The 26,968-nt window shown below is 41.5% G+C and carries 21 protein-coding genes; 18 read left to right on the forward strand and 3 right to left on the reverse strand.

Annotated elements, in window-relative coordinates; translation table 11 throughout:
* Positions 1-102 precede the first annotated feature (102 nt).
* Together polA and coaE are read left to right on the forward strand one after the other, a co-directional pair.
* Complete coding sequence (polA, locus tag LKD48_RS13945) at positions 103-2,934, forward strand: DNA polymerase I (RefSeq protein WP_308732331.1); 2,832 nt, start codon at positions 103-105, stop codon at positions 2,932-2,934.
* A gap of 12 nt (positions 2,935-2,946) precedes the next feature.
* Complete coding sequence (gene coaE, locus LKD48_RS13950; RefSeq protein WP_308732332.1) at positions 2,947-3,540, forward strand: dephospho-CoA kinase; 594 nt, start codon at positions 2,947-2,949, stop codon at positions 3,538-3,540.
* Between the two features lie 88 nt (positions 3,541-3,628).
* On the opposite strand, the gene LKD48_RS13955 is transcribed toward coaE, so the two are convergent.
* Complete coding sequence (locus LKD48_RS13955; protein ID WP_308732333.1) at positions 3,629-5,812, reverse strand: family 78 glycoside hydrolase catalytic domain; 2,184 nt, start codon at positions 5,810-5,812, stop codon at positions 3,629-3,631.
* Between the two features lie 260 nt (positions 5,813-6,072).
* Here LKD48_RS13955 and LKD48_RS13960 point away from each other — a divergent pair, with 260 nt between their 5' ends.
* The 4 genes from LKD48_RS13960 (at position 6,073) to LKD48_RS13975 (ending at position 9,214) form a co-directional block, all read left to right on the forward strand.
* Positions 6,073-6,870 (forward strand): MBL fold metallo-hydrolase, encoded by a 798-nt coding sequence (locus LKD48_RS13960; RefSeq protein WP_066557893.1) that lies wholly within the window; start codon positions 6,073-6,075, stop codon positions 6,868-6,870.
* A gap of 70 nt (positions 6,871-6,940) precedes the next feature.
* On the forward strand, positions 6,941-7,213 hold the full coding sequence (locus LKD48_RS13965; RefSeq protein WP_066557894.1) for an ACT domain-containing protein: 273 nt from the start codon (positions 6,941-6,943) through the stop codon (positions 7,211-7,213).
* Positions 7,214-7,333: 120 nt separating this feature from the next.
* Complete coding sequence (locus LKD48_RS13970; protein WP_227102066.1) at positions 7,334-8,698, forward strand: PFL family protein; 1,365 nt, start codon at positions 7,334-7,336, stop codon at positions 8,696-8,698.
* Between the two features lie 24 nt (positions 8,699-8,722).
* Positions 8,723-9,214: a dihydrofolate reductase gene (locus tag LKD48_RS13975; protein ID WP_066557897.1), complete on the forward strand. Its 492-nt coding sequence runs from the start codon at positions 8,723-8,725 to the stop codon at positions 9,212-9,214.
* Positions 9,215-9,220: 6 nt separating this feature from the next.
* Here the strand turns inward: LKD48_RS13975 and LKD48_RS13980 are convergent, their stop codons facing one another.
* Both LKD48_RS13980 and tnpA read right to left on the reverse strand, forming a co-directional pair.
* Positions 9,221-10,459 (reverse strand): tRNA(Met) cytidine acetate ligase, encoded by a 1,239-nt coding sequence (locus tag LKD48_RS13980; RefSeq protein ID WP_308732334.1) that lies wholly within the window; start codon positions 10,457-10,459, stop codon positions 9,221-9,223.
* Between the two features lie 113 nt (positions 10,460-10,572).
* Positions 10,573-11,040, reverse strand: a complete 468-nt coding sequence (gene tnpA / locus LKD48_RS13985) for an IS200/IS605 family transposase (RefSeq protein WP_308732335.1) — start codon at positions 11,038-11,040, stop codon at positions 10,573-10,575.
* Positions 11,041-11,159: 119 nt separating this feature from the next.
* Here tnpA and LKD48_RS13990 point away from each other — a divergent pair, with 119 nt between their 5' ends.
* From LKD48_RS13990 to LKD48_RS14045, 12 genes are all read left to right on the forward strand, one after another.
* Positions 11,160-12,914 carry a hypothetical protein gene (locus tag LKD48_RS13990; RefSeq protein ID WP_308732336.1) on the forward strand — a complete coding sequence of 585 codons (1,755 nt, stop codon included), beginning with the start codon at positions 11,160-11,162 and terminating at the stop codon, positions 12,912-12,914.
* Positions 12,915-13,581: 667 nt separating this feature from the next.
* Complete coding sequence (gene pta, locus LKD48_RS13995) at positions 13,582-14,577, forward strand: phosphate acetyltransferase (RefSeq protein ID WP_066557928.1); 996 nt, start codon at positions 13,582-13,584, stop codon at positions 14,575-14,577.
* Between the two features lie 115 nt (positions 14,578-14,692).
* Complete coding sequence (locus LKD48_RS14000; protein WP_066557930.1) at positions 14,693-15,226, forward strand: YceD family protein; 534 nt, start codon at positions 14,693-14,695, stop codon at positions 15,224-15,226.
* Positions 15,227-15,299: 73 nt separating this feature from the next.
* Positions 15,300-15,482: a 50S ribosomal protein L32 gene (gene rpmF / locus LKD48_RS14005; protein ID WP_066557932.1), complete on the forward strand. Its 183-nt coding sequence runs from the start codon at positions 15,300-15,302 to the stop codon at positions 15,480-15,482.
* 212 nt (positions 15,483-15,694) lie between these two features.
* Complete coding sequence (plsX, locus tag LKD48_RS14010) at positions 15,695-16,690, forward strand: phosphate acyltransferase PlsX (RefSeq protein ID WP_227101255.1); 996 nt, start codon at positions 15,695-15,697, stop codon at positions 16,688-16,690.
* 43 nt (positions 16,691-16,733) lie between these two features.
* On the forward strand, positions 16,734-16,970 hold the full coding sequence (acpP, locus tag LKD48_RS14015) for an acyl carrier protein (protein WP_066557937.1): 237 nt from the start codon (positions 16,734-16,736) through the stop codon (positions 16,968-16,970).
* Between the two features lie 68 nt (positions 16,971-17,038).
* A complete protein-coding gene (gene rnc, locus LKD48_RS14020; protein WP_118614595.1) occupies positions 17,039-17,719 on the forward strand; it encodes a ribonuclease III in 681 nt (226 codons plus the stop codon).
* Positions 17,720-17,743: 24 nt separating this feature from the next.
* On the forward strand, positions 17,744-21,301 hold the full coding sequence (gene smc / locus LKD48_RS14025) for a chromosome segregation protein SMC (protein WP_308732337.1): 3,558 nt from the start codon (positions 17,744-17,746) through the stop codon (positions 21,299-21,301).
* A 37-nt stretch (positions 21,302-21,338) separates the two neighbouring features.
* A complete protein-coding gene (gene ftsY, locus LKD48_RS14030; protein WP_066557942.1) occupies positions 21,339-22,286 on the forward strand; it encodes a signal recognition particle-docking protein FtsY in 948 nt (315 codons plus the stop codon).
* Positions 22,287-22,408: 122 nt separating this feature from the next.
* Positions 22,409-23,626 (forward strand): threonine ammonia-lyase, encoded by a 1,218-nt coding sequence (gene ilvA, locus LKD48_RS14035; protein ID WP_308732338.1) that lies wholly within the window; start codon positions 22,409-22,411, stop codon positions 23,624-23,626.
* 117 nt (positions 23,627-23,743) lie between these two features.
* Positions 23,744-25,435 carry an AAA family ATPase gene (locus LKD48_RS14040; RefSeq protein WP_066557953.1) on the forward strand — a complete coding sequence of 564 codons (1,692 nt, stop codon included), beginning with the start codon at positions 23,744-23,746 and terminating at the stop codon, positions 25,433-25,435.
* A 125-nt stretch (positions 25,436-25,560) separates the two neighbouring features.
* A complete protein-coding gene (locus LKD48_RS14045) occupies positions 25,561-26,559 on the forward strand; it encodes a hypothetical protein (protein WP_308732339.1) in 999 nt (332 codons plus the stop codon).
* The last annotated feature ends 409 nt before the right edge of the window (positions 26,560-26,968 follow it).

Below are 26,968 nucleotides of genomic sequence, written 5' to 3' on the forward strand. Positions count from 1 at the left end.
ATTTTCAAGGAAAATCAGCGAATCCGAATGTTTTTAGAATTGCGAAAGTTGCATAGCAACGGAGCAATTCGTGGATACATCATAAAAGTTTTAGGAGGGAACATGGGAGACTATTTGCTGTTAATAGACGGCTCGAGCCTGCTGTCGACGCAGTACTTTGGCAACTTGCCAAGAGAGATTTTGTATGCGAAAAAGCAGGAGGAAAAAGAGGCATGGTATCATAAAATTATGATGACCTCGAAGGGAGTTTATACAAATGGCATATTTGGCTTCCTTAGATACCTGTTTAAAATAATAAAAGAACAAAAGCCGGCGTATCTGGCTGTGGCATGGGATTTGACAAGAGATACATTTAGGCGTGAACTTTATGCAGATTATAAGGGCAATCGCTCTGAGACTCCAGAGCCATTAAGGGAGCAGTTTGCGCTTTGCCAGGAGGTTCTTGCAAATATGGGAATCTGCCAGCTTATGGATGAGCACTTTGAGGCAGATGATTTATGTGGTTCCATGGCGAAAAAATTTGAATCACAGCTTCCAGTCAAAATTTTGACAAAGGATAATGATTATCTTCAGCTTGTAACAGACAATACTACATTGTGGCTAATGCATTCAAGTGCTGAAAAGACACAGGAAATTTTTGATAAATATCATATGAAAAAAGAAGATATGGCAATCCCGGATCGTGTGTTTCCGTTTAATCCACAGCTGGTGAAGGAAGAATTTGGAATTGAGCCGTGCCATGTTAATTCTTTAAAGGGATTAGCAGGTGATAAATCAGACAATATAACTGGTGTGCCAGGTGTAGGAGCTGTATCTGCTGTAAAGTTGATTAAAGAGTATGGTACTGTTGAAAAGCTATATGAGGCAATTGATAATCTGGACAAGGCCGGCGAGAAGGCGATTAAGGAATATTGGAAGGAAAAGCTTGATTTAAAGCGTTCACCTCTTGCTTACTTATTAAAGGAAAGTGATACAGAGCTTGTTGGAAAAAAAGCTGCTTTTTTAAGTGAGAAGCTTGCAACAATCAAGACAGACATTCCGATTACAGAGTCGCTTGAGCATTTTCGTACTCATATTGACAAGGCAGCTGCTCAAAAGGAGCTTGATCGCCTTGAATTTCATAGTGTCCGTCTTGATTTTGATGAAGAAGAGCAGCCATCTGTATTTGAAACGCTTGAGCTTGAGCGCGTAGAGGATATGAATGAAAGCTTTGAAGTGATTCGTGCGCTCAAAAAAGAAAAAATGCTTGGTCTTTCATTTGCAGGAACGAAGGATAATATTGTAGGAATGGCAGTGGCAGCAGGGACAAAGGGATATTATTTTCCAGTAATCAATTTTATCACAAAAGATCTTTTGACAGGTTTTGCTGATGAACTGGCAGCCTCCTGCAAGACAATGTATGTACCTGATGCAAAGCAGTTCCTTCATTATATGACAGATCATAAGCCACAGGGTGTTGATGCCTTTTATCATCAGTCGCTTCGTGATGTTTCAATAGGAGCATATTTGCTGGATCCTCTTACGGGAAGCTATCCTATTGAAAAGATTGCAGGAACTTATGCATCAAAGGAACTGCCGTCCTACCAGGATTTGTTTGGAAAGACAGTATTGGAGATGGCATCAATGCAGCCATCATTTGATGCGTATGTGTGTCATCAGGCAGCGGCAGCACTTTTTTGTGGTCCTGTTATTGAAAAACAGCTCGAAGAAGAGGATATGAGCGCGCTGTATAAAGATATCGAGATGCCAGTTGTCTTTGATCTTTGCCGCATGGAGCAGACAGGGATCGCTGTGCAAAAAGAAGCACTTAAAAGCTATGGAGAGGATTTAACTGGAGAAATTGAATCACTTCAGTCTCAAATTTATGCACTTGCAGGAAAAGAGTTCAACATTCTTTCTCCAAAACAGCTTGGAGAAGTGCTGTTTGAGGATTTAAAGCTTCCAGGTGCAAAGAAGACAAAGAGCGGATATTCGACTGCAGCAGAAGTGTTAGAGAAGCTGTCAACAGATTATCCAATTGTAGAAAAAGTATTGTCATATCGTCAGCTGACAAAATTAAAATCGACATATGCGGAGGGTCTTGCTTCATGTATTGCACAGGATGGTCGTATACATGGAACATTTAACCAGACGATCACGGCAACAGGCCGCATCAGCAGCACAGAGCCAAATCTTCAAAATATTCCAGTTCGCATGGAGTTAGGCAGAGCCATCCGCAAGGTTTTTGTGCCAAAGGATGGGTGTGTATTTATTGATGCTGACTATTCGCAGATTGAGCTTCGTGTGCTTGCTCACATGTCTGGTGATGAGAGACTGATTGAGGCATACCGCAGTGCACAGGATATTCATGCACTGACAGCTTCCCAGGTATTCCATGTTCCGCTTGAAGAAGTTACACCGCAGCTTCGCCGAAATGCAAAGGCTGTTAATTTTGGAATTGTTTATGGAATTAGTGCGTTTGGCCTTAGTGAGGATTTAAGTATTTCACGCAAGGAAGCGATGGAATATATTGAGCACTATTTCAATGCCTATCCTGGAATCAAGGCCTTCCTTGATCGTATGGTAGAGCAGGGTCATACAGATGAGTATGTTACGACAATGTTTGGACGAAGACGTCCAATACCAGAAATTAAATCTTCCAACTATATGCAGCGTCAGTTTGGAGAGCGAATTGCGATGAATTCACCTATTCAGGGAACGGCAGCTGACATTATGAAAATTGCAATGACAAAAGTAAACAAACGTCTAAAAGAAGAAAAACTGCAGTCCAGAATCGTCCTTCAGGTGCATGATGAGCTGCTGCTAGAGGTACCAACAGCGGAGTGTGAGGCAGTTAAGACACTTCTTGTTGAGCAGATGCAGTCAGCAGCGAATCTTCGCGTGCCGCTTGAAGTGTCTGTGTCTGTGGGGAATAGCTGGTACGAAACAAAGTAAGGGAGAGTAATAATGATTCTTGGAATAACAGGAGGTGTCGGCGCCGGAAAGTCTTCGGTGCTTGCAATCCTAGAAAAAGAGTATAATGCAAAATTAATTTTAGCTGATGAGGTCGGACGAGAGCTTATGCAGCCGGGAGAGGCTAATTATGTCAATATCGTTAATGCATTTGGAAAAGAAATTTTAAATGAAGATCAGACGATTGATACAAAAAAACTGGCAGCAACAGCATTTTCAAATCCGCTTGAGACGCTTCGCCTTAATGCGATTACTCATCCAAATGTAAGAGTACGTATTGAGTGGATGATCAAGGAAATACGCGACAAAGAGCCAGATGCGCTGATTGTGATTGAGGCTGCGCTTCTCTCAGAAGGTCATCTGATCCCGCTGTGCGATGACGTTTGGTACATTTACACCGATGAGCAGACGCGCATAAAACGTATCATGGAGTCAAGAGGCTACAGCGAGGAGCGTTGCCGTCAGACCATTGCAAGACAAAAAAGTGATGCGCAATTTCGTGCCGAGAGTCGTGTTGTGATTGACAATAGTCACAGCATTGAGGAGACGAAGGCACAGATTGAACGACAGATGAAAAAATACAGATAAATACAGCATTTTGAAACAAATGCGATACCCACATACTTCCTATTTTATTTTGGAAAGTATGTGGGTATTTTTTGTACAAGTTTGAATGTTAAGCGTTTTTCTGATCGCTGTAGAAGCAGTAAGATCCAGCCCGTACACTATGACATACACCATCAATTACAATGTCTGCTTCGACTGGTACGGTAATCTCATAGCGCCAGGAATCATCTTCCTTTGTCCAGAAGGAGCTGATATGGCCATGGCGGGTGTCTAATTCGGCGCGCAGCCAGTCAAGACGCTTATCTGGATGTGGTGCAATTGTAACATTGGCATAGCCAGGTGCATCCTTTCTTGGAAGAATGCCGGCTGCAACACCGTAAACCCAGTCAGCAACGGAGCCATAAGCATAATGATTGTAGGAGTTCATATCCTTGCTCCAGAAGCTTCCGTCTTCCATAATGCCGTCCCAGTGCTCCCAGATGGTGGTAGCTCCTTTTGTGACTGGATACAGCCAGGATGGATATTTAGTTCGAAGAAGTAAATCCCATGCCAGATCAGTGTGACCATAATCACTTAATACATGCAGCAAGTATGGAGTGCCGACAAATCCAGTCTGAAGCTTTGTACCGCAGGCGCGAACCATATCAGCTAACTGATCAGCTGTTGCCTGACAATCTTTTGCCAGCTTAAAGTGAGCAGCTAAGACACATTCGGTTTGTGTATTATATGTTGGCCATGTTTTTTGGAAGGTGTTTACAATATTTTCATAAAGTGTACTTAGTTCACTGACATCCTCTCTGAGTACGGTTCCAGCCTGAATTACAAGGCTTGTCGAATAAGCGTAGAAGGCAGAGGCGATAAAGTCTTCATTGCTTGAACCCTTATAGCTGCCAGATGGTGCATCAAGACCAAGCCAGTCACCGTAATGTGTTCCTCCTGTCCAGAGATATTTTGTGGTGGTAGTGGAAGTGATATAATCAATCCATTTTTTCATACTCTGATATTGGTTCTTTAAAATTTGCTTGTTGCCAAATGCCAGATAAACCTGCCATGGGCATATGGCAGCAGCATCACCCCATGCACTGCTGGCATGTGGATTTTGTAAAAGATCTGGGATAACATGACCAACATAGCCATCATCGTGCTGATCAGATGCCAGATCAGCCAGCCATTTTGTGAAGAATTTTTCAGCATCATAATTTAAGCAGGCGGTGCGTACAAAAACTTGTGCATCACCAGTCCAGCCAAGACGCTCATCGCGCTGTGGGCAGTCAGTTGGAACATCTAAAAAATTACCCTTTTGTCCCCATATAATATTAGAGAACAGCTGATTTAGCATAGCATTTGAACTGCTTAAAAATCCAGTTCGTTTCATATTAGAATGAACGACAATAGCCGTGAAATTTTCAGGCTTTACGCAGTCAATGCCGCCTGGGAAGTCATTGATGCGAATATATCGAAAACCATAGAAAGTAAGTGATGGATGCCAGGTTTGTACACCATCACTACAGATATAGTGATACTGTGCTTTTGCACCGCGATAATTTTCTGTATAGAAGTTACCCTCTTTATCCATTACCTCGGCAAAAGAAAGGTCTACACAGTCACCAGCCTTTGCGTTTACAAATAGCTCTACATAGCCGGTCATGTTTTGACCAAAATCAAGAACAGTTTCTCCATTTGGAGTAACAAATACTTTCTTTACAGCGAGGCGTTCCTGCTCGCAAACTTCCTCACCCTGCTGCAAAATCAATGTATCTGTTGGTCCATCAAATATGGTAACTGGCTGATCAAGCAACGGAGTCTTTGCTGAATCATAAATTTCTCCATCATAAATTTCAGAGAAACGTACAGGACCGTCCGAAACCTTCCAGCTTTCATCAGTAGATAAGATTTTGCTGCTGCCGTCTTCAAAGGTAAGTGCAATCTGTGCAGCAAGGCCACATGGGCGAGAGCGAAGCTCATCCTGATATGCACAGCCAAGCCATCCAGGAAGCGGACTTCTATACCAGCCCTTTCCAACAGTAACCTCAATTTCATTTTTACCGTTTGTCAGAAGATCAGTGATATCATATTCCTGATATTGCAGGCGTTTGTGATAGCTTGTCCAGCCTGGAGCCATAACAAATTGACCGACACGTCTGCCATTTAATCTAGCCTCATACACGCCCATGGCAGTTATTGTCAAATTTGCATGTGTAATCTTTTTTTCAAAGACGAAAGATGTGCCAAAAACGGCAGCGGGATCGCCCAGATCATTTGCAGGGCAGATCCATGTTGGATTCCAGTTCATAAAAAATACCTCCCTTAAATTTGAAAAGTTACATTATTACTTATATCTGGAATTGTACCATGAAATAAAATAAGAAAAAATATCTGAAAAGCACAAAATGATGGAGAATCATTGCCATAGATTGACGAAACCATTGCACCGAAGGGCTTTCGTATAGGCAACAAAACAATTGACTTTTGCATGACGGCTTGTTACAATGGCTTATAGAGCCATCTGGGACAGGTACGGTGGCTCAAGTAAGAAAGGCATAAGAAGAAATTATGAGATTTGTCAGTATAGCCAGTGGAAGCAGCGGAAACTGTACCTATATAGGCACAGATCACACGCATCTTTTGGTGGACGCAGGAATCAGCTGTAAGCGAATAGATACCGGAGTACAGGAACTTGGTATTAAGCCAGATGAGCTTGCCGGTGTGTTGATTACACATGAGCATAGTGATCACATAAGCGGCATTCGCGTTTTTTCAAAAAAGCATCATGTGCCGCTTTATGGCACAAAAGAGACGCTTGAGGCAATTGAGCGCATGGATGTAAAAAAGGAAATAGATCCTGATTTGTATCGCCCAGTACGTGCCGATGAGCAGATTGTAGTAGGGGATTTTACTGTAACACCATTTTCAAACAGTCATGACGCAGCCAATCCAGTGGGCTACCGCGCAGAGGCAGAGGGTCATTCAGTAGGAGTTGTCACAGATCTTGGTGTGTACAGCCAGTATACAATTAATCATCTGCTTGGTCTGGATGCAGTTTTGCTTGAAGCAAATCATGATGTGCATATGCTTGAGGCAGGTCCGTATCCATTTCCATTAAAACGCAGGATTCTTGGTCAGAAGGGTCATCTTTCCAATGAAGCGGCAGGTCATTTATTAAATGAACTGCTTCACGATGGAATGAAGCATATTGTGTTAGGCCATTTGAGCAAGGAAAACAATTATGCCGAGCTTGCGTATGAGACTGTATGCTGTGAAGTGAACATGAGTGAAAATCCATATAATTCAGGCGATTTCCCAATCACAGTCGCAAGGCGCGATGCGATGTCTGATGTAATTTACATATAGCTAATAAGTTAAGGTCAAATAATATTTTGACCTTAAAATAAAATAAAAATAAGAGAGGCAGGAATTAAAAATGACAAAAGCAGTTATCACAGTAATAGGAAAAGATACAGTAGGTATTATTGCAGGAATCTGTACTTATCTGGCAGAGAAGAAGGTAAATATCTTAGATATTTCCCAGACAATCGTACAGGGATACTTCAATATGATGATGATTGTTGATATCAGTGCTGTCGAAGAAAACTTTATTGATGTTGTAACAGAGCTTGAGGAGATTGGCAAGAAGCTTGGCGTAGAGGTTCATTGCCAGAAGGAAGAAATCTTCACAAAAATGCACAGAATTTGAAATGCCAGGGTCGAAAAGTCACAAGTTGATCGTGCTTGCACGAGGAAGCTTGTGACATTGAGACCCGTTCGTAGGCATTGTATCCACTATAATTCACAAACAAGAAAGAGGTAAATTCCTATGATAAATATGTTTGAGGTAAATGAGACCAACAATATGATTACACAGGAGAAGCTTGATGTGCGTACCATTACGATGGGTATCAGCTTGTTAGACTGCATTGACAGTTCTGTTGAAAAGGTCTGTGAGAATGTATATAACAAAATTACAACACTGGCAAAAAATCTTGTGTCTACCGGAAAAGATATCGAGAAAGAATATGGAATCCCGATTGTAAACAAGCGAATCAGCGTAACGCCAATCGCTCTTGTCGGCAGTGCAGCGTGCAAGACAACGGATGATTTTGTTGAGATTGCAAAATCACTCGACAGAGCAGCAAAGGAGGTTGGCGTAAACTTCCTTGGCGGTTATTCTGCACTTGTAAGCAAGGGTATGACAAAGGCAGAGGAGCTGTTAATTCGTTCAATTCCGAAGGCACTTGCTGTAACAGAGCGTGTGTGCAGCTCAGTCAATATTGGTTCAACAAAGACAGGAATCAATATGGATGCAGTTCGTTTAATGGGAAATATCGTAAAAGAGGCAGCTGAGTATACAAAGGATCAGGATTCCTTAGGCTGTGCAAAGCTTGTTGTATTTTGCAATGCACCAGATGATAACCCATTTATGGCAGGTGCATTCCATGGTGTGACAGAGGCAGATGCAATTATCAATGTCGGAGTAAGTGGTCCTGGTGTTGTAATGCACGCAATTTCACAGGTGCGCGGTCAGAATTTTGAGGTGCTTTGTGAGACTATCAAGAAGACTGCATTTAAGATTACAAGAGTAGGACAGCTTGTTGCACAGGAAGCAAGCCGCAGACTTGGCATTCCGTTTGGAATCATCGATCTGTCACTTGCACCGACTCCGGCAGTTGGCGATAGTGTAGCAGAGATCTTAGAGGAGATTGGCTTAGAGGAAGTAGGTGCACCGGGAACAACAGCAGCACTTGCAATGTTAAATGATCAGGTTAAGAAGGGCGGCATCATGGCATCTTCCTATGTTGGTGGATTAAGTGGAGCATTTATTCCGGTCAGCGAGGATCGCAACATGATCGAGGCAGCTACAAATGGAAGTCTGTGCATCGAAAAGCTTGAGGCTATGACATGCGTTTGCTCTGTTGGTCTTGATATGATTGCTATTCCTGGAGATACAAGTGCAGCCACAATCTCAGGTATTATTGCAGATGAGGCTGCAATCGGTATGGTAAATCAGAAGACAACAGCAGTACGTGTAATTCCTGTTATCGGCAAAAAGGTAGGCGATACAGCAGAATTTGGCGGTCTGCTTGGCTATGCACCAATCATGCCAGTTAATACAAAGGACTGCAGTGCGTTTATCAACAGAGGCGGACGTATTCCGGCACCGATCCACAGCTTTAAGAATTAATTAAAATAAAGGTAGTAAAAATCTATGAATATGATTGTCGCAGCAGATAAGAAAAATGGAATTGGCTATCAGGGAAAGCTCCTTGTTACGATTCCGTTTGATCAGCAGCTGTTTCGAAAGGAAACGATCGGAAAGGTCGTTGTCATGGGACGAAAAACTCTGGAGAGCCTTCCAGGCGGACGTGTGCTTGAAGGACGCACCAACATTGTACTGACACGTAATAAAAACTATAAGTGCAAGGGTGCAGTCATTTGTCATAGCGTCGAAGCGGTACTAGAAGAAATCAAAAAGTACCGCAGTGAGGATGTCTACATAATAGGCGGTGAGAGTGTATATCAAGCATTTATGCCATATGCAGACCGCATTCATTTGACGCGTATTGATTATGTGTATGAGGCAGACACGTTCTTTCCAGAAATTTCGCCTAACGAGTGGTCATTGACAGATGTCAGTGATGAACAGACATATTTTGATCTTATTTATGATTTTCGCTGTTATGAAAGAAAACAAAAATAAGACAGCTTATATGATGACTATGCCGGCACGAAATTCATCCGGCAAAGTTTCATGAAATTTACACCAGACAGCCTGGCGGTAAAGAAATGAAGAGGCAAGCTCATGGGACAGGATTTTATTTCCTGTTTCATCGAGCTTGTTTTTTGCATCAGCAAGCTTTGTTATTACAGGAATGTTTGCATTATTTTTAACTGCCTTTAGAAGTGAAGAAGCATTACTCTTAAAACCAAGAATGCGTGCATATAAACAAAAGTCAGATGCACGAAAAAGTTCCATATCATCTTGGCTTATAGAAAGCAGACAGTGGAGCAGTGCACGGTTTATCCGAGCACGTGTAATGTTTTTTGTTTTAAGATTTTGGGCAAGCTCACTAAATGTAAAGGCTTGTCCTGTACAAAGTATGCGCTGTATGCGATCATACAGTTCAGGTGTCATCTCAGCTGCATGTAAAAGATCCATTCCATTTGTCATTTTGCCAGCGTTTATTATCATGCCAAGTGCAAGCGAAAAATCATCCTCTGTGATTGGAAATGTATGACTAAAAGCCTTTTCCATCAAAGAAAAGGAGGTTTCAGGAAGAAAAGCTGAAAGTGACGAAATAGAAGAAGCTGATTCACATTCAATTTGATTTCGTATGGCAGACGCACTTGCAAAGCCTAAGGAGAGTTTTGTATCATGGTAGTCATTGCCTTCTCTTTTTACAGCAAATGGCTTCATTGTACTGCCAGATGCAAGAAGTGCTTTTATATATTCAACACCAAGCGTATCATTCGGTGAGGCTGTAAGCAAATTACCCATAGAGTTCATCGCCATCTGGACACTTTTTGGATAGCTGTTTCCTTCCCTTAAAAAGCGCTGCAAAAGTACTTTATATTCAGGGGGTTCTTCCTGCAATGTGCGTGCTGCCGTAATCAAAGAATCAATATTGCCGGATTCACTTCCAAAACATAGTGCATCAACGCATCCAAGACGCGTAAGAAGCGAGACACCTGCTGATGCAAATATAGGGGCAGCAGCTGTTGCAAAAGGTACAGGCAGTTCAAGCACAAGATCAGCTCCGCCCTCTAATGCCATTTTAGTGCGCGTATATTTATCAATAATAGCGGGAGCACCGCGCTGCACGAAATTTCCGCTCATAGCGACAACGGCAAAATCAGCGTTTGCTGCTTTTTTAGCTTCTTCAATCTGGTAAGCGTGACCCTTATGAAAGGGATTATATTCTGCGATAATTCCAACTGTTTGCATAAAAAATAAAATAAGCCTTTCTCTGTTTTTTATCCATTTTTCCGCAGAAAACCTCGTCCGCCATAGTCGGGCGGGGATGAATGCGGCATAACAAAAAAATAAGTCAATCAATATCAAGTGCGAGTCTTTTTCACACACTTTTTTGTTTGCCTTTTGGTATATTTTCGTTTCGGTTTTTCAATACCCTGGTCTTGGATATATTTTTCTAGCGTTTCAATGTCTGCTCCTCCTGTAGTCGTAATGAAGTAACTGTCCGACCAGAAAATATTATTCCACAATTTATCCTTGATTTCATCCCAGAAATTTGCTCGGATTTCTTTTGAAAGCTGCGTCTTAAGACTGCACACGACAACAGATGGCGCTGCTGTTGCAGGAAGTTCAAACAGGATGTGGACATGGTCCGGTTCTCCATTCAGTTCTATGAGCCTGCCCTGATAACACTGCCCGATCAGATGGGCGGCATACTGTCTCATGTGCTCAATAATCGGTTTTGACATTACTTTTCTGCGATACTTAATAACAAACACAGCATGATAAGTAAGTTTGTAAACGGCATGTCGTTTTCTGTTAAAATCGTCCATAAAAGCCTCCATTCTTTTTTACAATCGACACTTGAAATATTTCTTTGAATGTGCTATAATAATAACATATTTAAAATGATATTGCAACAGTTAACTGATTTACAATCGAGGTGATTTGTATGGAGCTGTCAAGAACAATCAATTCGGACAAACGCTACTATTTGGATGAGAATACCATCGAAAATGCAGCATCGTTTCTGCAAACGATGCGTGTATTTAATGATGCCAAAATAGATCTGTATAATGCCCTGTATGATCAGAAATATCTTGTGTCAGGACCGCTTATTGATCATGCGTATCCGGTGTTTTTGAAGGAAAAATACAAAATCAATGATTATTACAATGCGGCAATCTATTTAGCGGCCTCCGGTTCGATATCTTCACAGAAGGAACTGAAAAAGTATTACAGCACAACAATCACTGCAGATTTAAAGACCCGTGATGAAAAGATTCAAATGATTCAGGAAGCACTGGATAAGAAAAAGGCTGTTAAGAACTCGATTCGAATCTATCGAAAAGACGGACGATGGGTCACACCTTATCCAAGATGCCAGCTGAAGGTCAAAGGTCTCACGATTGTTCTGTTCAACAAAACGATTGTAAAATTGGATGAGTATGAGCGCAGTGTGGAAGCTGATATTCGTAAATTAAAGACACGCCTGGCGCTGGTAACGGAAGCGAGAAGACGGAAGGAAAAGAAGCTTGAAAATATAAAAAATCTTCCACCGGAGCGTATTGTGTTTGGCGGTAAGAAACTGTATTCCGAGAAGGATACCGTGGGCATTAAAAAATCTGCTGAGGATAATAAAACTTCACAAAAAGCATTGAAAGAATGGAAACAGGAATTTTTTGAAAAACGCCATCAGAGCATGGCACTTCCGGGAAGGCATACATCAAAGTATGGAAACTTCCTGTGTAAATATGATGGAAAGGATTTGTCTGTTACCTGCATAGACGGTACCACCACCGTATTCCATGATTTTAAGCTTCCAAGATACAATGAAGCCTTTCAAAACAACTTTACCTGCAAGCCGGAGGATCGACAGTCTGTTTGCTATAATTTTACCGTAAAACGGGACAGGAAGAATCGACAGTATATTATCGTATCTGTTACCATGAAGCTGCAGGCATATGAAAACAGCTATTATGGAAATGGTGCAATTTCCATGGATATTAATTATGATCATTTTGCATTGGCAGAGATTGACGAAACAGGAAAGCTGCTTGATCAGAAGCTGATTAGATTTGACCTCGTTAAAAAGTCGACCGGTCAGATCACGAATATTTTGGGAGCGGCTGTTAAGGAAGTATTTAACTGGTGTGCAGAAAAAGATAAACGTCTTATAGTAGAAGACATTGATTTAACAATTAAACTGGCATCCAGAAAGTATAGAAACCGAAAAGGAAATCACCATATGACCTTGTTTGCGTATCAGAGGATTGCATCCGGTATTGAAAATCAGAGTTTGAGACGAGAAATCGCCTTTTGTAAGATTGATCCTGCTTATACCAGTCAGATGGGCAAGGTTTTGTTCATGCGAAGATATGGAATGTCCATCCATCAGGCCGCAGCCTATACGATTGGCTTGGTAGGAATGGGTTTGTATGATAAACTGGCACCAGATTTACGGATGTTAAATCTTTTGAAAACAAAAGAAGGGATTGTGCCAGAATTTTCGCAGGAAACTTACAAGACGATCTGGGCGAGAATTACAAAAACATTTTCAGGTATTCAAAAGCATTTCTTCTATAGAAGGATTCCGTATGAAGTGCTGGAAGAAAGAAAACGGCCAAGTTTAAGAACGTTAGCCGCTGAAATGAAAGTAAGGTATATGTCGGATGCAGCAAATTACAAAAGTTGCGAACAAGTATAGGAGTTTGCAGCAGTGAGTAATTTGTCAATTAATAATCAGAGTAACCCGATAACAATATAGATTTGTAACTGCAAACCTTGCTCTTTTGTTACCACTTTCTGGATGTGTGTCAATTGTATGATACAATGTGGGAGTGGATGGACGGCACTGGAGCAATCATGTTCCTGTCTTGCGAAGCACCGAAAGATGTCTGAGGAGTCAGGAAAAGCGTAATGCTGGACTAAATCGTGATTCCAAAACAGCCCGATGTGAGAAATCCTGACGGCTGCAATGGAATCCTCGTCAGACACGTCGGGCGAGGTTGTTCAAAGTATACGATAAAAAGATTAAAACAGCAACTTTGTACCGCTACAGTTCACGGATAAATCAATATTTATAGCATGCCCGAAGGTGAATGGATTTCACGAGTCGGACACTTGAAGCAAGCCTTTCAAAGTAATATATAATAAGAAAAAACATAACAGGAGCTTGCTGAGTTTGGTCCGACGACGAAACCATTACACCGAAGGGCTTTAGTAACATGACGCGTGAACTGTAATTTTGTACCGTAAAAGAAACAAAATATGGAAAATCCTATCTTGCCTAAGATTAAGGATTGTACTATAATTGATAAAAGAAAGACAGCGCGAAAAGCGCGTCCGAAGAATGAAAGGAGAATTAAAGTATCATGGGATTTATTGATGAGATTAAGGCAAAAGCAAAGGCCGATAAGAAAACAATTATTCTGCCGGAGTCTATGGATACCAGAACATGGGAGGCAGCTGAGAAGATCTTAAAGGAAGGTCTTGCAAACCTGATCATTTTAGGAAGCCCAGAAGAAGTTGAAAAGTACGGAAAGGGCTATGACGTAACTGGCGCTACCATCATCGACCCAGCTACATATGAGAAGACCGAGGAGTATCTGGATCTGTTCGTTGAGTTAAGAAAGAAGAAGGGTCTGACTAAGGAAGAAGCAAGAAAGCAGGCACTGTCTGATTATGCATACTATGGCTGCTTAATGATCAAGGCTGGTGATGCTGACGGTATGGTATCAGGTGCATGCCATTCTACAGCTAACACACTTCGTCCATGTCTGCAGATCATCAAGACAAAGCCAGGCTGCAAGTTAGTATCCGCATTCTTCTTAATGATCGTTCCGAACTGCGAGTATGGTGAGGACGGCGTATTTGTATTTGGTGATTGTGGTTTGAACCAGGATCCGAATCCGGAAGAGTTAGCAGCAATTGCAGCATCCTCCGCAGAGTCCTTCGAGCAGCTGACCGGAAAGAAGGCAAAGGTTGCTATGCTGTCTCATTCCACAAAGGGAAGTGCAAAGCATGATCTCGTAACAAAGGTTGTAGAGGCTACCAAGATTGCAAAAGAGCAGTATCCAGAGCTTGACGTTGATGGCGAGCTTCAGTTAGATGCAGCACTTGTTCCGTCTGTAGCAGCTTCTAAGGCTCCAGACAGCACCGTTGCTGGACAGGCAAACGTACTGATCTTCCCGAACCTTGATGCTGGAAATATCGGCTATAAGCTGGTTCAGAGACTGGCAAAGGCAGAGGCATATGGCCCAGTTACACAGGGTATTGGTGCACCTGTAAACGATCTGTCAAGAGGTTGTTTTGCAGATGACATTGTAGGCGTTGTTGCAATCACCGCTGTACAGGCACAGATGAAATAAAAAAAGTCTAAGAAAACAGTTGACAAATGGTAGTGAAAACTATATAATGTACGAGTGTGCGTAAAGTGTCATGTAAAAATACTTGACACGGGTTCAGCCTGTGAGGAGGTCTGCTATGGTAATTAACATGTCTGAGCTTTTTACTGTGGATGGTACTGTAAAGACATATGAGGTTCCCCTTGAAATGTCAGAGGTCATCTGGAAGCGTAAGAAGTATCCGATTGTAAGTAAGCAGCCAGTTGAGCTGAGGCTTACACATGAGGGAGACAGGAAGATTGCGATAACGGCTAAGGTATCTCTTGTTTTAGAGATGCCATGTGACCGCTGTCTGGATAGCGTAAAGGTACCTATGGATCTTGACTTTGAGAGAAACGTAGATGCTAATGCGTCAGCAGAGGAGCGTATCGCACAGTTGGATGAGCAATCCTACATTGACGGGTATCATCTGGACGTAGATGGTATGGTTTTGGATGAAATGATGACGGATATTCCGGATAAGGTGCTCTGCAGAGAGGACTGTAAGGGTGTATGCCCAAAATGCGGAGTAAACTTAAATCACCAGACCTGCAATTGTGATCGTACAGAGTTAGATCCCAGAATGTCAATTATCCGTGAGATATTCGCCAAGAATAATCGTACGGATTCCTGATACAGTAGTCACATCCTGCCTGCCAGGATGTGTATGGCAGGCTGTGAAAGCTTTAATTAAGGAGGTGTAAAACATGTCTATTTGTCCAAAGAATAAAACTTCTAAGGCTAGAAGAGATAAGCGTAGAGCAAACTGGAAGATGGGCGCTGTCAATCTGGTAAAGTGCAGCAAGTGTGGTGCTCTTATGATGCCGCATAGAGTTTGCAAGGCTTGTGGTTCTTATAACAAGAGAGAGATCGTTTCTGTTGAGGACTAATTAAAAATTTGAATGGAGCGTACAGTTTTCGGACTGTACGCTCTTTTTGTTACAGCAAAGCACGAAGGTGAATGGATTTCACGAGACGGACACTTGGAGCAGGTCTTTCAAAGTAATGTCCGAAAAAGTTCTTGATTTCTGATACAGAATCGTATATTATGATACTGGGATAGAAAACTCCCCTGTGAATTAACAAGAATGGAAGAAAAAGAATGATTACAGTAGCAGTAGATGGTATGGGAGGCGATAACGCTCCTGCCTGTATGGTGCAGGGCGCAGTAGATGCCATTAATAAAAACAGCAGCATAAAGGTACTTCTGACAGGTCGTCCGGATGACTTAAATAAGGCATTAGAGGGACTTACTTATGACAAGTCAAGACTTGAGATTGTGCCGGCATCTGAGGTGATCGAAACTGGTGCACCGCCTGTGGAGTCGGTTCGTACTAAGAAGGATTCTTCACTTGTTGTCGGACTTAAGCTTGTAAAAGAGCAGAAGGCAGATGCATTTGTTTCCTGCGGAAGCACAGGCGCTGTATTAGTCGGCGGTCAGCTGATTGCAGGAAAAATCAAGGGTGTGAAAAGAGCACCGCTTGCACCGGTTATCCCGACTGTAAACGGAGCCATGCTTTTAGTAGACTGTGGTGCTAATGTAGATGCGCGAGCAGAACAGCTGGTACAGTTTGCAAAGATGGGTTCCATCTATGCAGAACATGTGATGGGTATTAAAAATCCGAGAGTCGGCATTGTCAATATTGGTGCTGAAGAGGAAAAAGGAAATGCACTCGTAAAAGAGACTTATCCATTATTAAAAGAATGTTCAGACATCAACTTCATCGGAAATGTTGAAGCGAGAGATATTCCGTATGGTCCATGTGATGTGCTGGTTTGTGAGGCATTTGTCGGAAATGTCATTTTAAAACTGTATGAGGGTGTTGGAAGTGCATTGATTAAAGAGATCAAGAGCGCTATGCTGTCTACAACGGCAGGAAAGATCGGTGGTCTTCTTGCAAAGCCTTCATTAAAGGGCGTAGTGAAAAAATTTGATGCCAGTGAGTACGGCGGAGCGCCGCTTCTGGGATTAAAGGGTCTTGTAGTAAAGGCTCATGGAAGTTCAAAAGCAAAGGAAGTTACAACTGCAATTGAGCAGTGTGTATCCTTTACTGAGGCAGATATTGCCGCAAAGATAGAAAAAAGTCTGAGTGTGTAAGAACAAAAATTAAAAAAGAAGGTATTAAGAAAGGGTGACTTGTATGGAATTTGAAACACTGCAGAAAATTATTGCTGAGGTTTTAGATGTCGAGGAGGACGAAATTACAATGGACACGAGATTGCTTGAGGATCTCGGAGCTGATTCATTGGACGCGGTTGAGATTATTATGGGAATCGAGGATGAACTGGGAATTACAGTTCCTCAGGAAGAGCTCGAAAGCAAAAATCTGGCAACCGTTGGCGATGTGTACGAATTAATTAATGATACGATGGCGTAAAATGAAAACGGTACATGAGCTGCGAGGTAGATCCTTGCGGCTCTGTCTTTTAATTGTGAGGAGGAATTATGGGTGAATTAGAAAAAACAGTCGGATATACATTTCAGGATCCGAAGCTGTTAGAACTTGCTTTGACGCACAGCTCCTATGCGCATGAGCATTATGCAGGAAAGAGACATGACAACGAGCGTCTGGAGTTCTTGGGGGATGCTGTGTTGGAACTAGTATCAAGTGATTATTTATTTCACAATTATAATGAATATCCGGAAGGAGAGCTGACAAAGCTTCGTGCCAGCATTGTCTGTGAGCAGTCATTAGCAATGTGTGCAGAAGCTATTTCTCTAGGAAAATATCTTCGTCTTGGCAATGGAGAGGACTCCACAGGCGGAAGACTTCGCGCATCAATCACATCTGATGCAATGGAAGCGTTAATTGGTGCCATTTATCTGGATGGTGGATTTGCTAATGCAAAAGAATTTATTACCCGTTTTGTATTAAACGACTTGGAAAATAAAAAACTCTTTTACGATAGCAAAACTATCCTTCAGGAGATCGTTCAAAGAGACTTTAACGAGCCATTGTCATATGAGCTGCTTGCAGAAGAAGGTCCGGATCATGATAAAAAGTTCCGCATGCAGGCAAAGATTGGCGAGAAGGCATATGGTGTCGGAGTGGGTCATACTAAAAAGGGTGCTCAGCAGCTGGCTGCCTATGAGACTATTCTGCTGCTTAAGAAAACAAACGCATAACGTTAGAAATGAGAATAATCTTTTATGTATTTAAAAAGTATTGAGGTGCAAGGCTTTAAGTCATTTGCAAACAAGACGCTGTTTGAATTCCATAATGGAATTACCTGTATTGTCGGGCCAAACGGAAGTGGAAAGAGCAACGTCGCCGATGCTGTGCGCTGGGTGCTTGGAGAACAAAGCTCTAAGCAGCTTCGTGGTGCAAATATGCAGGATGTCATCTTTTCAGGTACGCAAAACAGAAAGCCGCAGGGCTATGCGAGTGTGGCAATCACATTTGATAATTCAGACCGTCATCTAAATCTTGATTATAATGAAGTTACCGTATCAAGACGTATTTATCGTTCAGGAGAAAGTGAGTACCGTCTGAATGGAACACAGTGCCGATTAAAGGATGTCACGGAGCTTTTCTATGATACAGGTATTGGAAAAGAAGGATACTCCATTATCGGACAGGGTCAGATTGATAAGATTTTAAGCGGTAAACCAGAGGATCGCCGTGAGCTGTTCGATGAGGCGGCAGGTATTGTAAAATTTAAGCGCCGTAAGGTGGCAGCAAAGAAAAAGCTTGAGAGCGAGCAGGCAAATATGGTTCGTCTAAGCGATATTATGTCAGAGCTTTCAAGGCAGGTTGGACCACTTGAAAAGCAGGCAGCATCAGCAAAGGAATATCTGAGACTTCGCGATGAATTAAAACAATATGATATCGATGCATACGCTGTAGAGAGTACAAAGACAGAGAGTGATTTGGCAGCTCTTGAAAAAAATCTTGCAATTACGACAAGAGACTATGAAGATACAAATAGAAGCAGTGAAGCATTAAAAGCAAAGTATGAAAGACAGCAGGACAGCCTGAATAGTCTTGATACTCAGATCAGTGCACTTCGCGATGAAATTAGTGACTGCCAGACAAATCGTCAGGAAAAAGAGGGTGCCGTTAATGTATTGAAGGAACAGATCAATACCGAATATTTACGGCGTACTCATACGTCACAGCGTATGGAAGTGCTTGAGAAAGAGCAGAAGGAATATGAAGCACAATTAGAAGAGGAACAAAAAAAGCGTCAGGAATGCAGCCGCGAAAGCTATGACATAACGGCAAAAAAGGACGGCGCACAGAGTGTTCTTATTCAGGTGCAGGATGGACTTGCTTCATATCAGCAGGCATTAAAGGATGATCAGGGAAAGATGATTTCCCTGTTAAATGAAAAATCTTCCTTTGTTGGAGAACTGCAAAAATATCAGACGCTTCTTGAACAGGCAAAAACTGAGCAGGCGCAGATGAACCGCAGACTCTTAGAGAGTAAAACAGATGAGTCAATTTGGCAAAAACGCGAAAAAGAGTGTCAGGCAGCATACCAAGAAATCTCACAGAAAAAAACAGAGCTGACAGAAAAACAGGCTGAACTTTCAGATTTGCTTGAAAAGGAGCAAAAGCGAAAAGAGCAGCTGCAAAATGAGTATTACGAGCAGCGGCGTCTTCATCAGGTTTCTGTTACGCGTGCAGAGTCACTTAGAAATCTTGCCGAGCGATATGAAGGTTATGGAAACAGCATCAGGAAAATCATGGAGGTCAAAAAGCAAAATCCAGGAATCCATGGTGTTGTGGCAGACTTAATTCATGTAGAAAAGCGTTATGAGACGGCAATTGAGACAGCGCTTGGAGGTGCAATTCAAAATATCGTTACCGATACCGAGCAGACAGCAAAGCACATGATCGAATATTTAAAACAGGGCCGTTTTGGACGAGCTACGTTTTTGCCGCTTGATGCAATCACGGTGCGAGATGAGTTTTCGCAAAAGGATGCATTAAAAGAGCCTGGCGTGATTGGACTGGCAAGCAGCCTTGTTAAGACATCAGATATGTACAAAAGATTGGTGTCATTTTTGCTGGGAAGAATTGTTGTTGTCGATACGATTGATCACGGAATGAAAGTTTCAGCAAAGTATAGAAGAAGCCTTCGCATTGTTACACTTGAAGGAGAGCTGTTAAATCCTGGCGGATCTATGACAGGTGGTGCCTTTAAAAACAGCAGCAACTTGCTGGGACGAAATCGAGAGCTTGAAGAGCTTGAGATTAAAATAAAAAAGGAAACAGAAAACTTAAATAAGTTGTCATCTTCCTTTGAAGAATTAGAAAAGAAAGTAGTGAATCTCTCACAGCAGACTCAAAAACAGCAAAATGAGATTCAAAATTTGACCTTAAAGGAGACGGAAGGACGTCTTCGAGTAAGAGAAGCAACGCAGCGCGTTGAGGAAATTGTAAAAGACCGCGAGCATTTAAATAATGAACTTGTTTTGCAGGAAGGAAAGCTTGAGAGAATTAAAGCAAGCTTTGAGCAGGTAGCAAGTGCAATCAAGGAGCTTGAGTCTGCTGGTGATGAGTCTAAAGACAGTGCAGACAGAAATCAAAGCTTTGTTGATGAGATGATGAAGCAGCGCGACGATTTGACAAAAGAAATTTCCGATCTTGGTACAAAGCAGCTGCAGTTAAAGCAGCAGGAGCAATTTATTTTAGCTAATATAAGCCGGATTGCTCAGGAAGCAGATAAACGAAAGACAGAGCAGGAAGAACTAAAAACAGTCTTTTTGGCATGTGAAGATGCTGTAGCACAAAAAACGGATCAAATCGATGAAGTGCAAAAGCAGATGCAGGCACTTGAGGTGACTGTGCAGCAAAAGGAAGCAGAGCTGTCAAAGGTAAATGAGCGAAGAAATCATATCAATGATTCATTAAAAGGCTTTTTTGCAAAGAGAGAGGAGCTTTCAACGAGACTATCTGCTCTTGACAGAGACCTTCTTCGCATGAATAACCACAAGGAACGCTTCGAGAGCCGCCTTGACGAGCTTGCTGAGTATCTTTGGGAAGAATATGAACTTCGTCCGAGTGATGCTAAGGCAGCAGCCAAAAGTGATAGGCCGCTTAGTGAGCTAAAAGAGCATATAGGTGAACTTAAAAAGAGCATACGTGGACTTGGCAGTGTCAATGTAAGTGCAATTGACGAGTTCAAAGAGGTGTCAGAGCGATATACCTTTATGAAGACGCAGTACGAAGATCTTGTTGAGTCTGAGAAGACTTTGCAGAAAGTTATTGAAGAACTTGATGAGGGTATGCGAAAGCAGTTTAAGGAAAAATTTGAGGAAATTCGCGTTGAGTTTGACCGGGTTTTCAAAGAACTTTTCGGAGGTGGCAAAGGTACACTTGAGCTTGTTGAGGATGAGGATGTGATAGAGGCCGGCATTCGTATTATCTCACAGCCGCCAGGCAAGAAGCTTCAGAACATGATGCAGCTTTCCGGAGGCGAGAAGGCGCTTACTGCAATTGCGCTTATGTTTGCTATTCAGAATTTAAAGCCGTCGCCGTTTTGTCTTCTTGATGAGATAGAGGCAGCGCTAGATGATTCTAATGTAGGCCGTTTTGCAAACTACCTGCATAAGCTTACGGCAAACACGCAGTTTATTGTAATTACACATAGACGAGGAACAATGACTTCAGCTGACCGCCTGTATGGTATCACGATGCAGGAGAAGGGCGTATCCACACTCGTAAGCGTCAACTTGATTGAAAAGGATCTCGACAAGTAATTGTCAACAAATACAGAAATAGATAGGCAGGTGGACTATGGAAGAGAAGAAAAAAGGCTTTTTTGCCCGATTAAAGGAAGGTTTGACAAAGACAAGAAACAGCATTGTTTCAGGAATTGACTCTGTTTTCAGAGGCTTTACGGACATTGATGATGATTTCTATGAGGAAATCGAGGAAATTTTAATCATGGGCGACTTAGGTGTTGATGCGACGGAGAAAATCCTAACAGACATGAAGCAGAAGGTAAAAGAGCTTCATTTAAAGGAGCCTCACGAGTGCAAGGAGGTTTTAATTGACAGTATCCGCCGTCAGATGGATCTGGGTGAAAATGCCTACGAGTTTGAGCACAGAAAATCAGTTGTGCTTGTCATCGGTGTCAATGGTGTTGGAAAGACGACATCAATTGGCAAATTGGCTGATCAGTTAAAGGCAGAGGGAAACAGTGTGCTCTTAGCAGCAGCTGATACTTTCCGTGCTGCTGCAATTGATCAGCTTGAAGAGTGGGGAAAACGTGCAAATGTTGGTGTTATTTCCCATAAGGAAGGTTCCGACCCGGCAGCAGTTATTTTTGATGCTGTTCAGGCAGCAAAGGCAAGAAATACAGATGTTTTAATCTGTGATACAGCCGGTCGTCTTCATAATAAAAAGAACCTGATGGAAGAACTGAAAAAGATCAATCGTATCATCGACAAGGAGTATCCGGAAGCATACAGAGAGACGCTTCTTGTTCTTGACGGTACAACTGGTCAGAATGCACTTTCTCAGGCAAAGCAGTTTATGGAGGTTGCTGATATTAGTGGTATCATCTTAACAAAGATGGATGGAACCGCAAAGGGTGGAATCGCAGTAGCGATCCAGTCCGAGCTTGGCATTCCGGTTAAATATATCGGTGTTGGCGAGCGCATTGATGATCTGCAGAAGTTTAATTCCGAGCAGTTTGTCACCGCATTGTTTGACCGCAAGGACACATCGTCTGAGCAGTAAAGCACCAAAGCTCTAACAGGAAAAAGCAGAAAAACTAGCAATAAAATGTAGTAAAATGTAGTACAATGTAGTAGAAAGTGCAGCAAGTAACGCACAACAAGCGAAAAGAAAGGCATGAGAAAATGGAAGAATTGACATTAGAGAAATTTGAGGAAGCCAGTGAGATCGTAAGCCGCGTCACACTGGAGACAAAATTAAAGTACAGCGAGTATTTCTCAAACCAGACTGGAAATAAGGTCTATTTCAAGCCTGAGAATATGCAGTACACCGGAGCTTACAAGGTAAGAGGTGCGTACTACAAGATTTCCACTTTAAGTGAGGAGGATCGCGCAAAGGGTATCATCACTGCATCCGCAGGAAATCACGCACAGGGTGTTGCTTACGCAGCAAAGCTGTATAACGCAAAGGCAGTTATCGTTATGCCGACAAATACACCGTTAATTAAGATTAACCGTACCAAGAGCTATGGCGCTGAGGTTGTTCTGTACGGAGATGTGTATGATGACGCATGTGAGCATGCGTTGAAGCTTGCAGAAGAACATGGATATACATTTATCCATGCTTTTAATGATCTGGATGTTGCATGTGGACAGGGAAGCATCGCAATGGAGATTATAAAGGAGCTTCCGACTGTTGATTACATTCTTTGCCCAATCGGCGGCGGCGGACTGTGTACAGGTGTTTCCACATTAGCTAAGATGCTTAATCCAAAGATTAAGGTTATCGGAGTAGAGCCAGAAGATGCAAATTGTATGCAGGAATCTTTAAAGGCTGATCATGTTGTAAGCCTTCCGAGTGTCAACACAATTGCAGATGGTACAGCAGTGCGCACTCCTGGAGATAAGCTGTTCCCGTACATTAAAGCAAATGTAGATGAGATCATCACCGTACCAGATGACGAGCTGATCGGTGCATTCCTTGATATGATCGAGAATCACAAGATGGTTGTAGAAAACTCTGGACTTTTGACTGTTGCAGCACTCAAGCATCTTGATGTAAAGAACAAGAAGATCGTTTCCATCTTAAGCGGTGGTAACATGGATGTCATCACCATGTCCTCTGTTGTACAGCACGGATTAATTCAGAGAGGAAGAATCTTCTCCGTATCCTGTCTGCTTCCAGATAAGCCGGGCGAGTTAGCAAAGGTTGCTTCCCTTATCGCGCAGGTAAAGGGCAATATCATTAAGCTTGACCACAATCAGTTTATTACCATAAACAGAAGCGCCGCAGTAGAGTTAAAGATCACCATGGAGAGCTTTGGTGAGAGCCATAAGAAAGAGATCATCGCTGCATTAGCAGAGGGTGGTTTCCGTCCGAAGGAAATTAGAGCAAATCTGTAATAGGGGAATGGCTTTTATATGTTACGAAGACTCCACGGACTCGTGGAGTCTTTTTGCACGTATGAAGAAAAAGATAAAACAAATAATGGTGTCGGTAATCGGAAAGGAGTTTAAGAAATGGAGCAATTAAGACTTCCGGTAGGAATTGAGGATTTCGCGGAAATTAGAAGACATGGGTATTATTATGTAGATAAAACTCAATTAATCGAACAAGTTCTTAACAGAAGAAATAAAGTATCTTTGTTTACAAGACCACGCCGCTTTGGAAAAACACTGAATATGAGTATGCTTCAGCACTTCTTCGAGATTGGAACCGATCCAAAGTTTTTTCAAGGTCTTTCTATTTCTAAAAATAATGAATTATGCGAAAAACATATGGGAAAATATCCAGTTGTATCGATCAGCTTAAAGAGCATTCATGCAGATTCGTATGCAAAGGCCAAGGCTCAGTTGATCAAATTGGTGAACCGAGAGGCTAGAAGAGTACAGTTTTTACTGGACAGTGATAGACTGACAGCAGTTGATAAAGCACTTTTTAGTGAACTTTTAGATCGGGAGATGGAAGAAGACACGCTTGTAAGTAGCCTTCAAGAGTTGACAGAACTGTTAGAAATTCACTTTGGACAGCAAGTGATTGTTTTAATTGATGAATATGATGTTCCACTTGCAAAGGCAAACCAAAATGGTTACTACGATGAAATGGCGCTACTACTTCGCAATTTTTTTGAAAATGTATTAAAAACAAATGATAGTCTGGAATTTGCTGTTCTGACAGGATGTCTGCGAATTGCAAAGGAGAGTATTTTTACTGGATTAAATAATTTTAAGGTCTATTCAATTACCGATACGGATTATGATGAAACATTTGGATTTGTTGATGATGAAGTGAAAAAGATGCTTAAAAGTTTGAATCAGCAAGATCATTATGAGGAAGTCAAAGAATGGTATGATGGATATCGGTTTGGAAATACAGATGTCTATTGCCCTTGGGATGTTGTAAATTATTGCGCAGACCATTTGACAACCCCCAATGCGACACCAAAAAATTATTGGTTAAACACAAGCGGGAACGAAGTAATCAATCATTTTATTGACAGTGTTGGGGAACCACAGAAGCTTGCAAAAACAGAATTAGAACGTCTTGTGAGTGGAAATGTGGTTCGAAAGCGGATTAATGAAACGATTACCTACAAAGAATTATATTCCACAATTGATAATTTATGGAGTACACTCTTTATGACTGGGTATTTGACCCAAAGAGGATCAGAGGACGATGGACGCTATCGTTTGGTAATTCCGAATCGGGAGATCAGAAATATAGTCACAGATAATATTTTAAGTCTGTTTCAAGATGAAGTCAAAAAAGATGGTCAAATGGCAAATGCATTTTGTCAGGCATTGATGGAAGGAAAAGAAAAAGAGGTTGAACGGCTGTTGACTGCCTATATGGGTAAGACAATTAGCATTCGTGATACTTTTGTTCGAAAATCAATCAAAGAAAATTTCTACCATGGTATTCTTCTTGGGATTTTGAGTTTCAAGACAGGCTGGGAGGTGTCATCAAATCGAGAATCCGGAAGTGGATTTAGCGATATCTTGATCGAGATTGATGATTCAGATATTGGAATTGTAATAGAAGTAAAATATTCAGATGATGAAGATCAACTAGAAAAAGATTGTAAAGAGGCATTAAAGCAGATCAAAGATCGAGACTATACACAGAAGCTTAGAGATGCTGGTTTTCATAAGATTTTAAAGTATGGAATTGCTTGCCAGATAAAGACCTGTAAAGTATTGGTGGAGATTTGAGAAAAAAGTAGCTGTTTAAAAACCTAAATAAAATTGACAAAATACTGGTATTCATGATAACATACAGATAGAAGAAAAAATAAAACAATATTGTGAGTGATATTTCAAAGAAGGAGGTACAAACTATGAGCAAAAGAGTTCGAATATTAGTTGCACCTACATGTGTTTCTGTAATGCTGTCAGCAGTTGTGCCAGTGTTTGCCAAGAATGATCAGGAAACGCTTGATGTACAGTCGGCTATAGAATATTTATTGGCACAAGACACAAGCGATACTGTCAAAGTCAGTTTCCAAACTGACATAACGGCAGAAAGCACCGATGAATTACTTGCGATCGGTGATCAAGTGTCTGATCAAATTGAACAGGCATTATTAAAAGAGAGAGGGGCATCATACCAGTCTAGTCAGTATCCATATTTGGAGAGCGGATTTTGGCTTAATTACTGGTACGATGAGAGTCTTGGCAGCTGCATTGGATGTGTGCTTGATCCGACAGATAATGGGTTGACAGTAGATCTATTTTTACATAACTATGAATCCCTTTCAATTGACTGGTCAGATATTCCATTTGGACTTTCCTTTGGAGATGACTGTAATCAGATTGAAGCAGCAATACAAAATGCACCATATTATTGCGACGAGAAGGATCTGGGAACGTTTACGGATATCATGTATCTTGTTTTGACACCAGGTGCAGATCAAGTAGAATATATCCAGCTGAATGCAACCTCGTACCTTATAATGCAGAATATGAAGATTCAGGCAGAAAATGATGTGATCATCCCTACTTCTAACTATTTATATAATGCTATTTATTATATGGAAGATGCAGAGGATGCTGAGGCTCAGAAGACAGAAGTGGCAAAGATACTGGCTAAGAAGTGGGATGGAAACTGGACGAATGGCTATGAAAAAGGAAATTGGCAGTATTACCTGTCAACAGCAGATTACCTAGGTGATGATCCGTTGATTGAGACAGATTTCTGGAAACAATGGGGACGTGTTTTTTCTTCGTACTGCAGTGTGAGCGTGGGTGAGACGATGACGAGTGGTCATTCGACTGTGACACATAGTGGAAAGGGCATCATGTCGATTGAACTGTTGCAGTCATGGAAGGTCAAATGAGAGACGGAAAAAGTAATTTTTATTAGACAAAGGACTTTTGCTACAAAAACAGATAAAATAAACATGCCATAATAGTGATACTTGCAGTGACGCAAGTGAGATAAAAAAGCCAGACGGGTAAACACATACAATAATATTTGCATTAGCTGAGAAAAAAGTGTGAAAAAGACACAAAAACAAGGAAAATGATATTTACTTTTAAAATTATATAGTGTACCCTTTTAGATAAAGTGGTGATTTCTCAAAGTTTTTAATTGATTTGGAGATTGTTATAAAATTTTTAATGTCGATATCTTCTGAATACACATTACAGATCTAACAACATAAAAGGTACATTTAATTAAAAAATTTATGCTATTAAATCGGGAAAAAATCACATTCTTTGAACTTGCACATTGAGAAATTAAAG

The sequence above is a fragment of the Anthropogastromicrobium aceti genome, from assembly GCF_020687335.1.
In the GTDB taxonomy this organism is placed as follows: domain Bacteria; phylum Bacillota; class Clostridia; order Lachnospirales; family Lachnospiraceae; genus Anthropogastromicrobium; species Anthropogastromicrobium aceti.

Coding starts and splice junctions, on each gene's coding strand:
- LKD48_RS13955 (WP_308732333.1), bottom strand. CDS start 5,812: ATGAACTGGAATCCAACATGGATCTGCCCTGCAAATGATCTGGGCGAT.
- rpmF (WP_066557932.1), top strand. CDS start 15,300: ATGTCTATTTGTCCAAAGAATAAAACTTCTAAGGCTAGAAGAGATAAG.
- acpP (WP_066557937.1), top strand. CDS start 16,734: ATGGAATTTGAAACACTGCAGAAAATTATTGCTGAGGTTTTAGATGTC.
- tnpA (WP_308732335.1), bottom strand. CDS start 11,040: ATGGACGATTTTAACAGAAAACGACATGCCGTTTACAAACTTACTTAT.
- LKD48_RS14040 (WP_066557953.1), top strand. CDS start 23,744: ATGGAGCAATTAAGACTTCCGGTAGGAATTGAGGATTTCGCGGAAATT.
- LKD48_RS13990 (WP_308732336.1), top strand. CDS start 11,160: ATGGAGCTGTCAAGAACAATCAATTCGGACAAACGCTACTATTTGGAT.
- polA (WP_308732331.1), top strand. CDS start 103: ATGGGAGACTATTTGCTGTTAATAGACGGCTCGAGCCTGCTGTCGACG.
- LKD48_RS13960 (WP_066557893.1), top strand. CDS start 6,073: ATGAGATTTGTCAGTATAGCCAGTGGAAGCAGCGGAAACTGTACCTAT.
- LKD48_RS13980 (WP_308732334.1), bottom strand. CDS start 10,459: ATGCAAACAGTTGGAATTATCGCAGAATATAATCCCTTTCATAAGGGT.
- smc (WP_308732337.1), top strand. CDS start 17,744: ATGTATTTAAAAAGTATTGAGGTGCAAGGCTTTAAGTCATTTGCAAAC.
- plsX (WP_227101255.1), top strand. CDS start 15,695: ATGATTACAGTAGCAGTAGATGGTATGGGAGGCGATAACGCTCCTGCC.
- pta (WP_066557928.1), top strand. CDS start 13,582: ATGGGATTTATTGATGAGATTAAGGCAAAAGCAAAGGCCGATAAGAAA.
- LKD48_RS14000 (WP_066557930.1), top strand. CDS start 14,693: ATGGTAATTAACATGTCTGAGCTTTTTACTGTGGATGGTACTGTAAAG.
- ftsY (WP_066557942.1), top strand. CDS start 21,339: ATGGAAGAGAAGAAAAAAGGCTTTTTTGCCCGATTAAAGGAAGGTTTG.
- LKD48_RS13975 (WP_066557897.1), top strand. CDS start 8,723: ATGAATATGATTGTCGCAGCAGATAAGAAAAATGGAATTGGCTATCAG.
- LKD48_RS13965 (WP_066557894.1), top strand. CDS start 6,941: ATGACAAAAGCAGTTATCACAGTAATAGGAAAAGATACAGTAGGTATT.
- LKD48_RS13970 (WP_227102066.1), top strand. CDS start 7,334: ATGATAAATATGTTTGAGGTAAATGAGACCAACAATATGATTACACAG.
- LKD48_RS14045 (WP_308732339.1), top strand. CDS start 25,561: ATGAGCAAAAGAGTTCGAATATTAGTTGCACCTACATGTGTTTCTGTA.
- rnc (WP_118614595.1), top strand. CDS start 17,039: ATGGGTGAATTAGAAAAAACAGTCGGATATACATTTCAGGATCCGAAG.
- ilvA (WP_308732338.1), top strand. CDS start 22,409: ATGGAAGAATTGACATTAGAGAAATTTGAGGAAGCCAGTGAGATCGTA.
- coaE (WP_308732332.1), top strand. CDS start 2,947: ATGATTCTTGGAATAACAGGAGGTGTCGGCGCCGGAAAGTCTTCGGTG.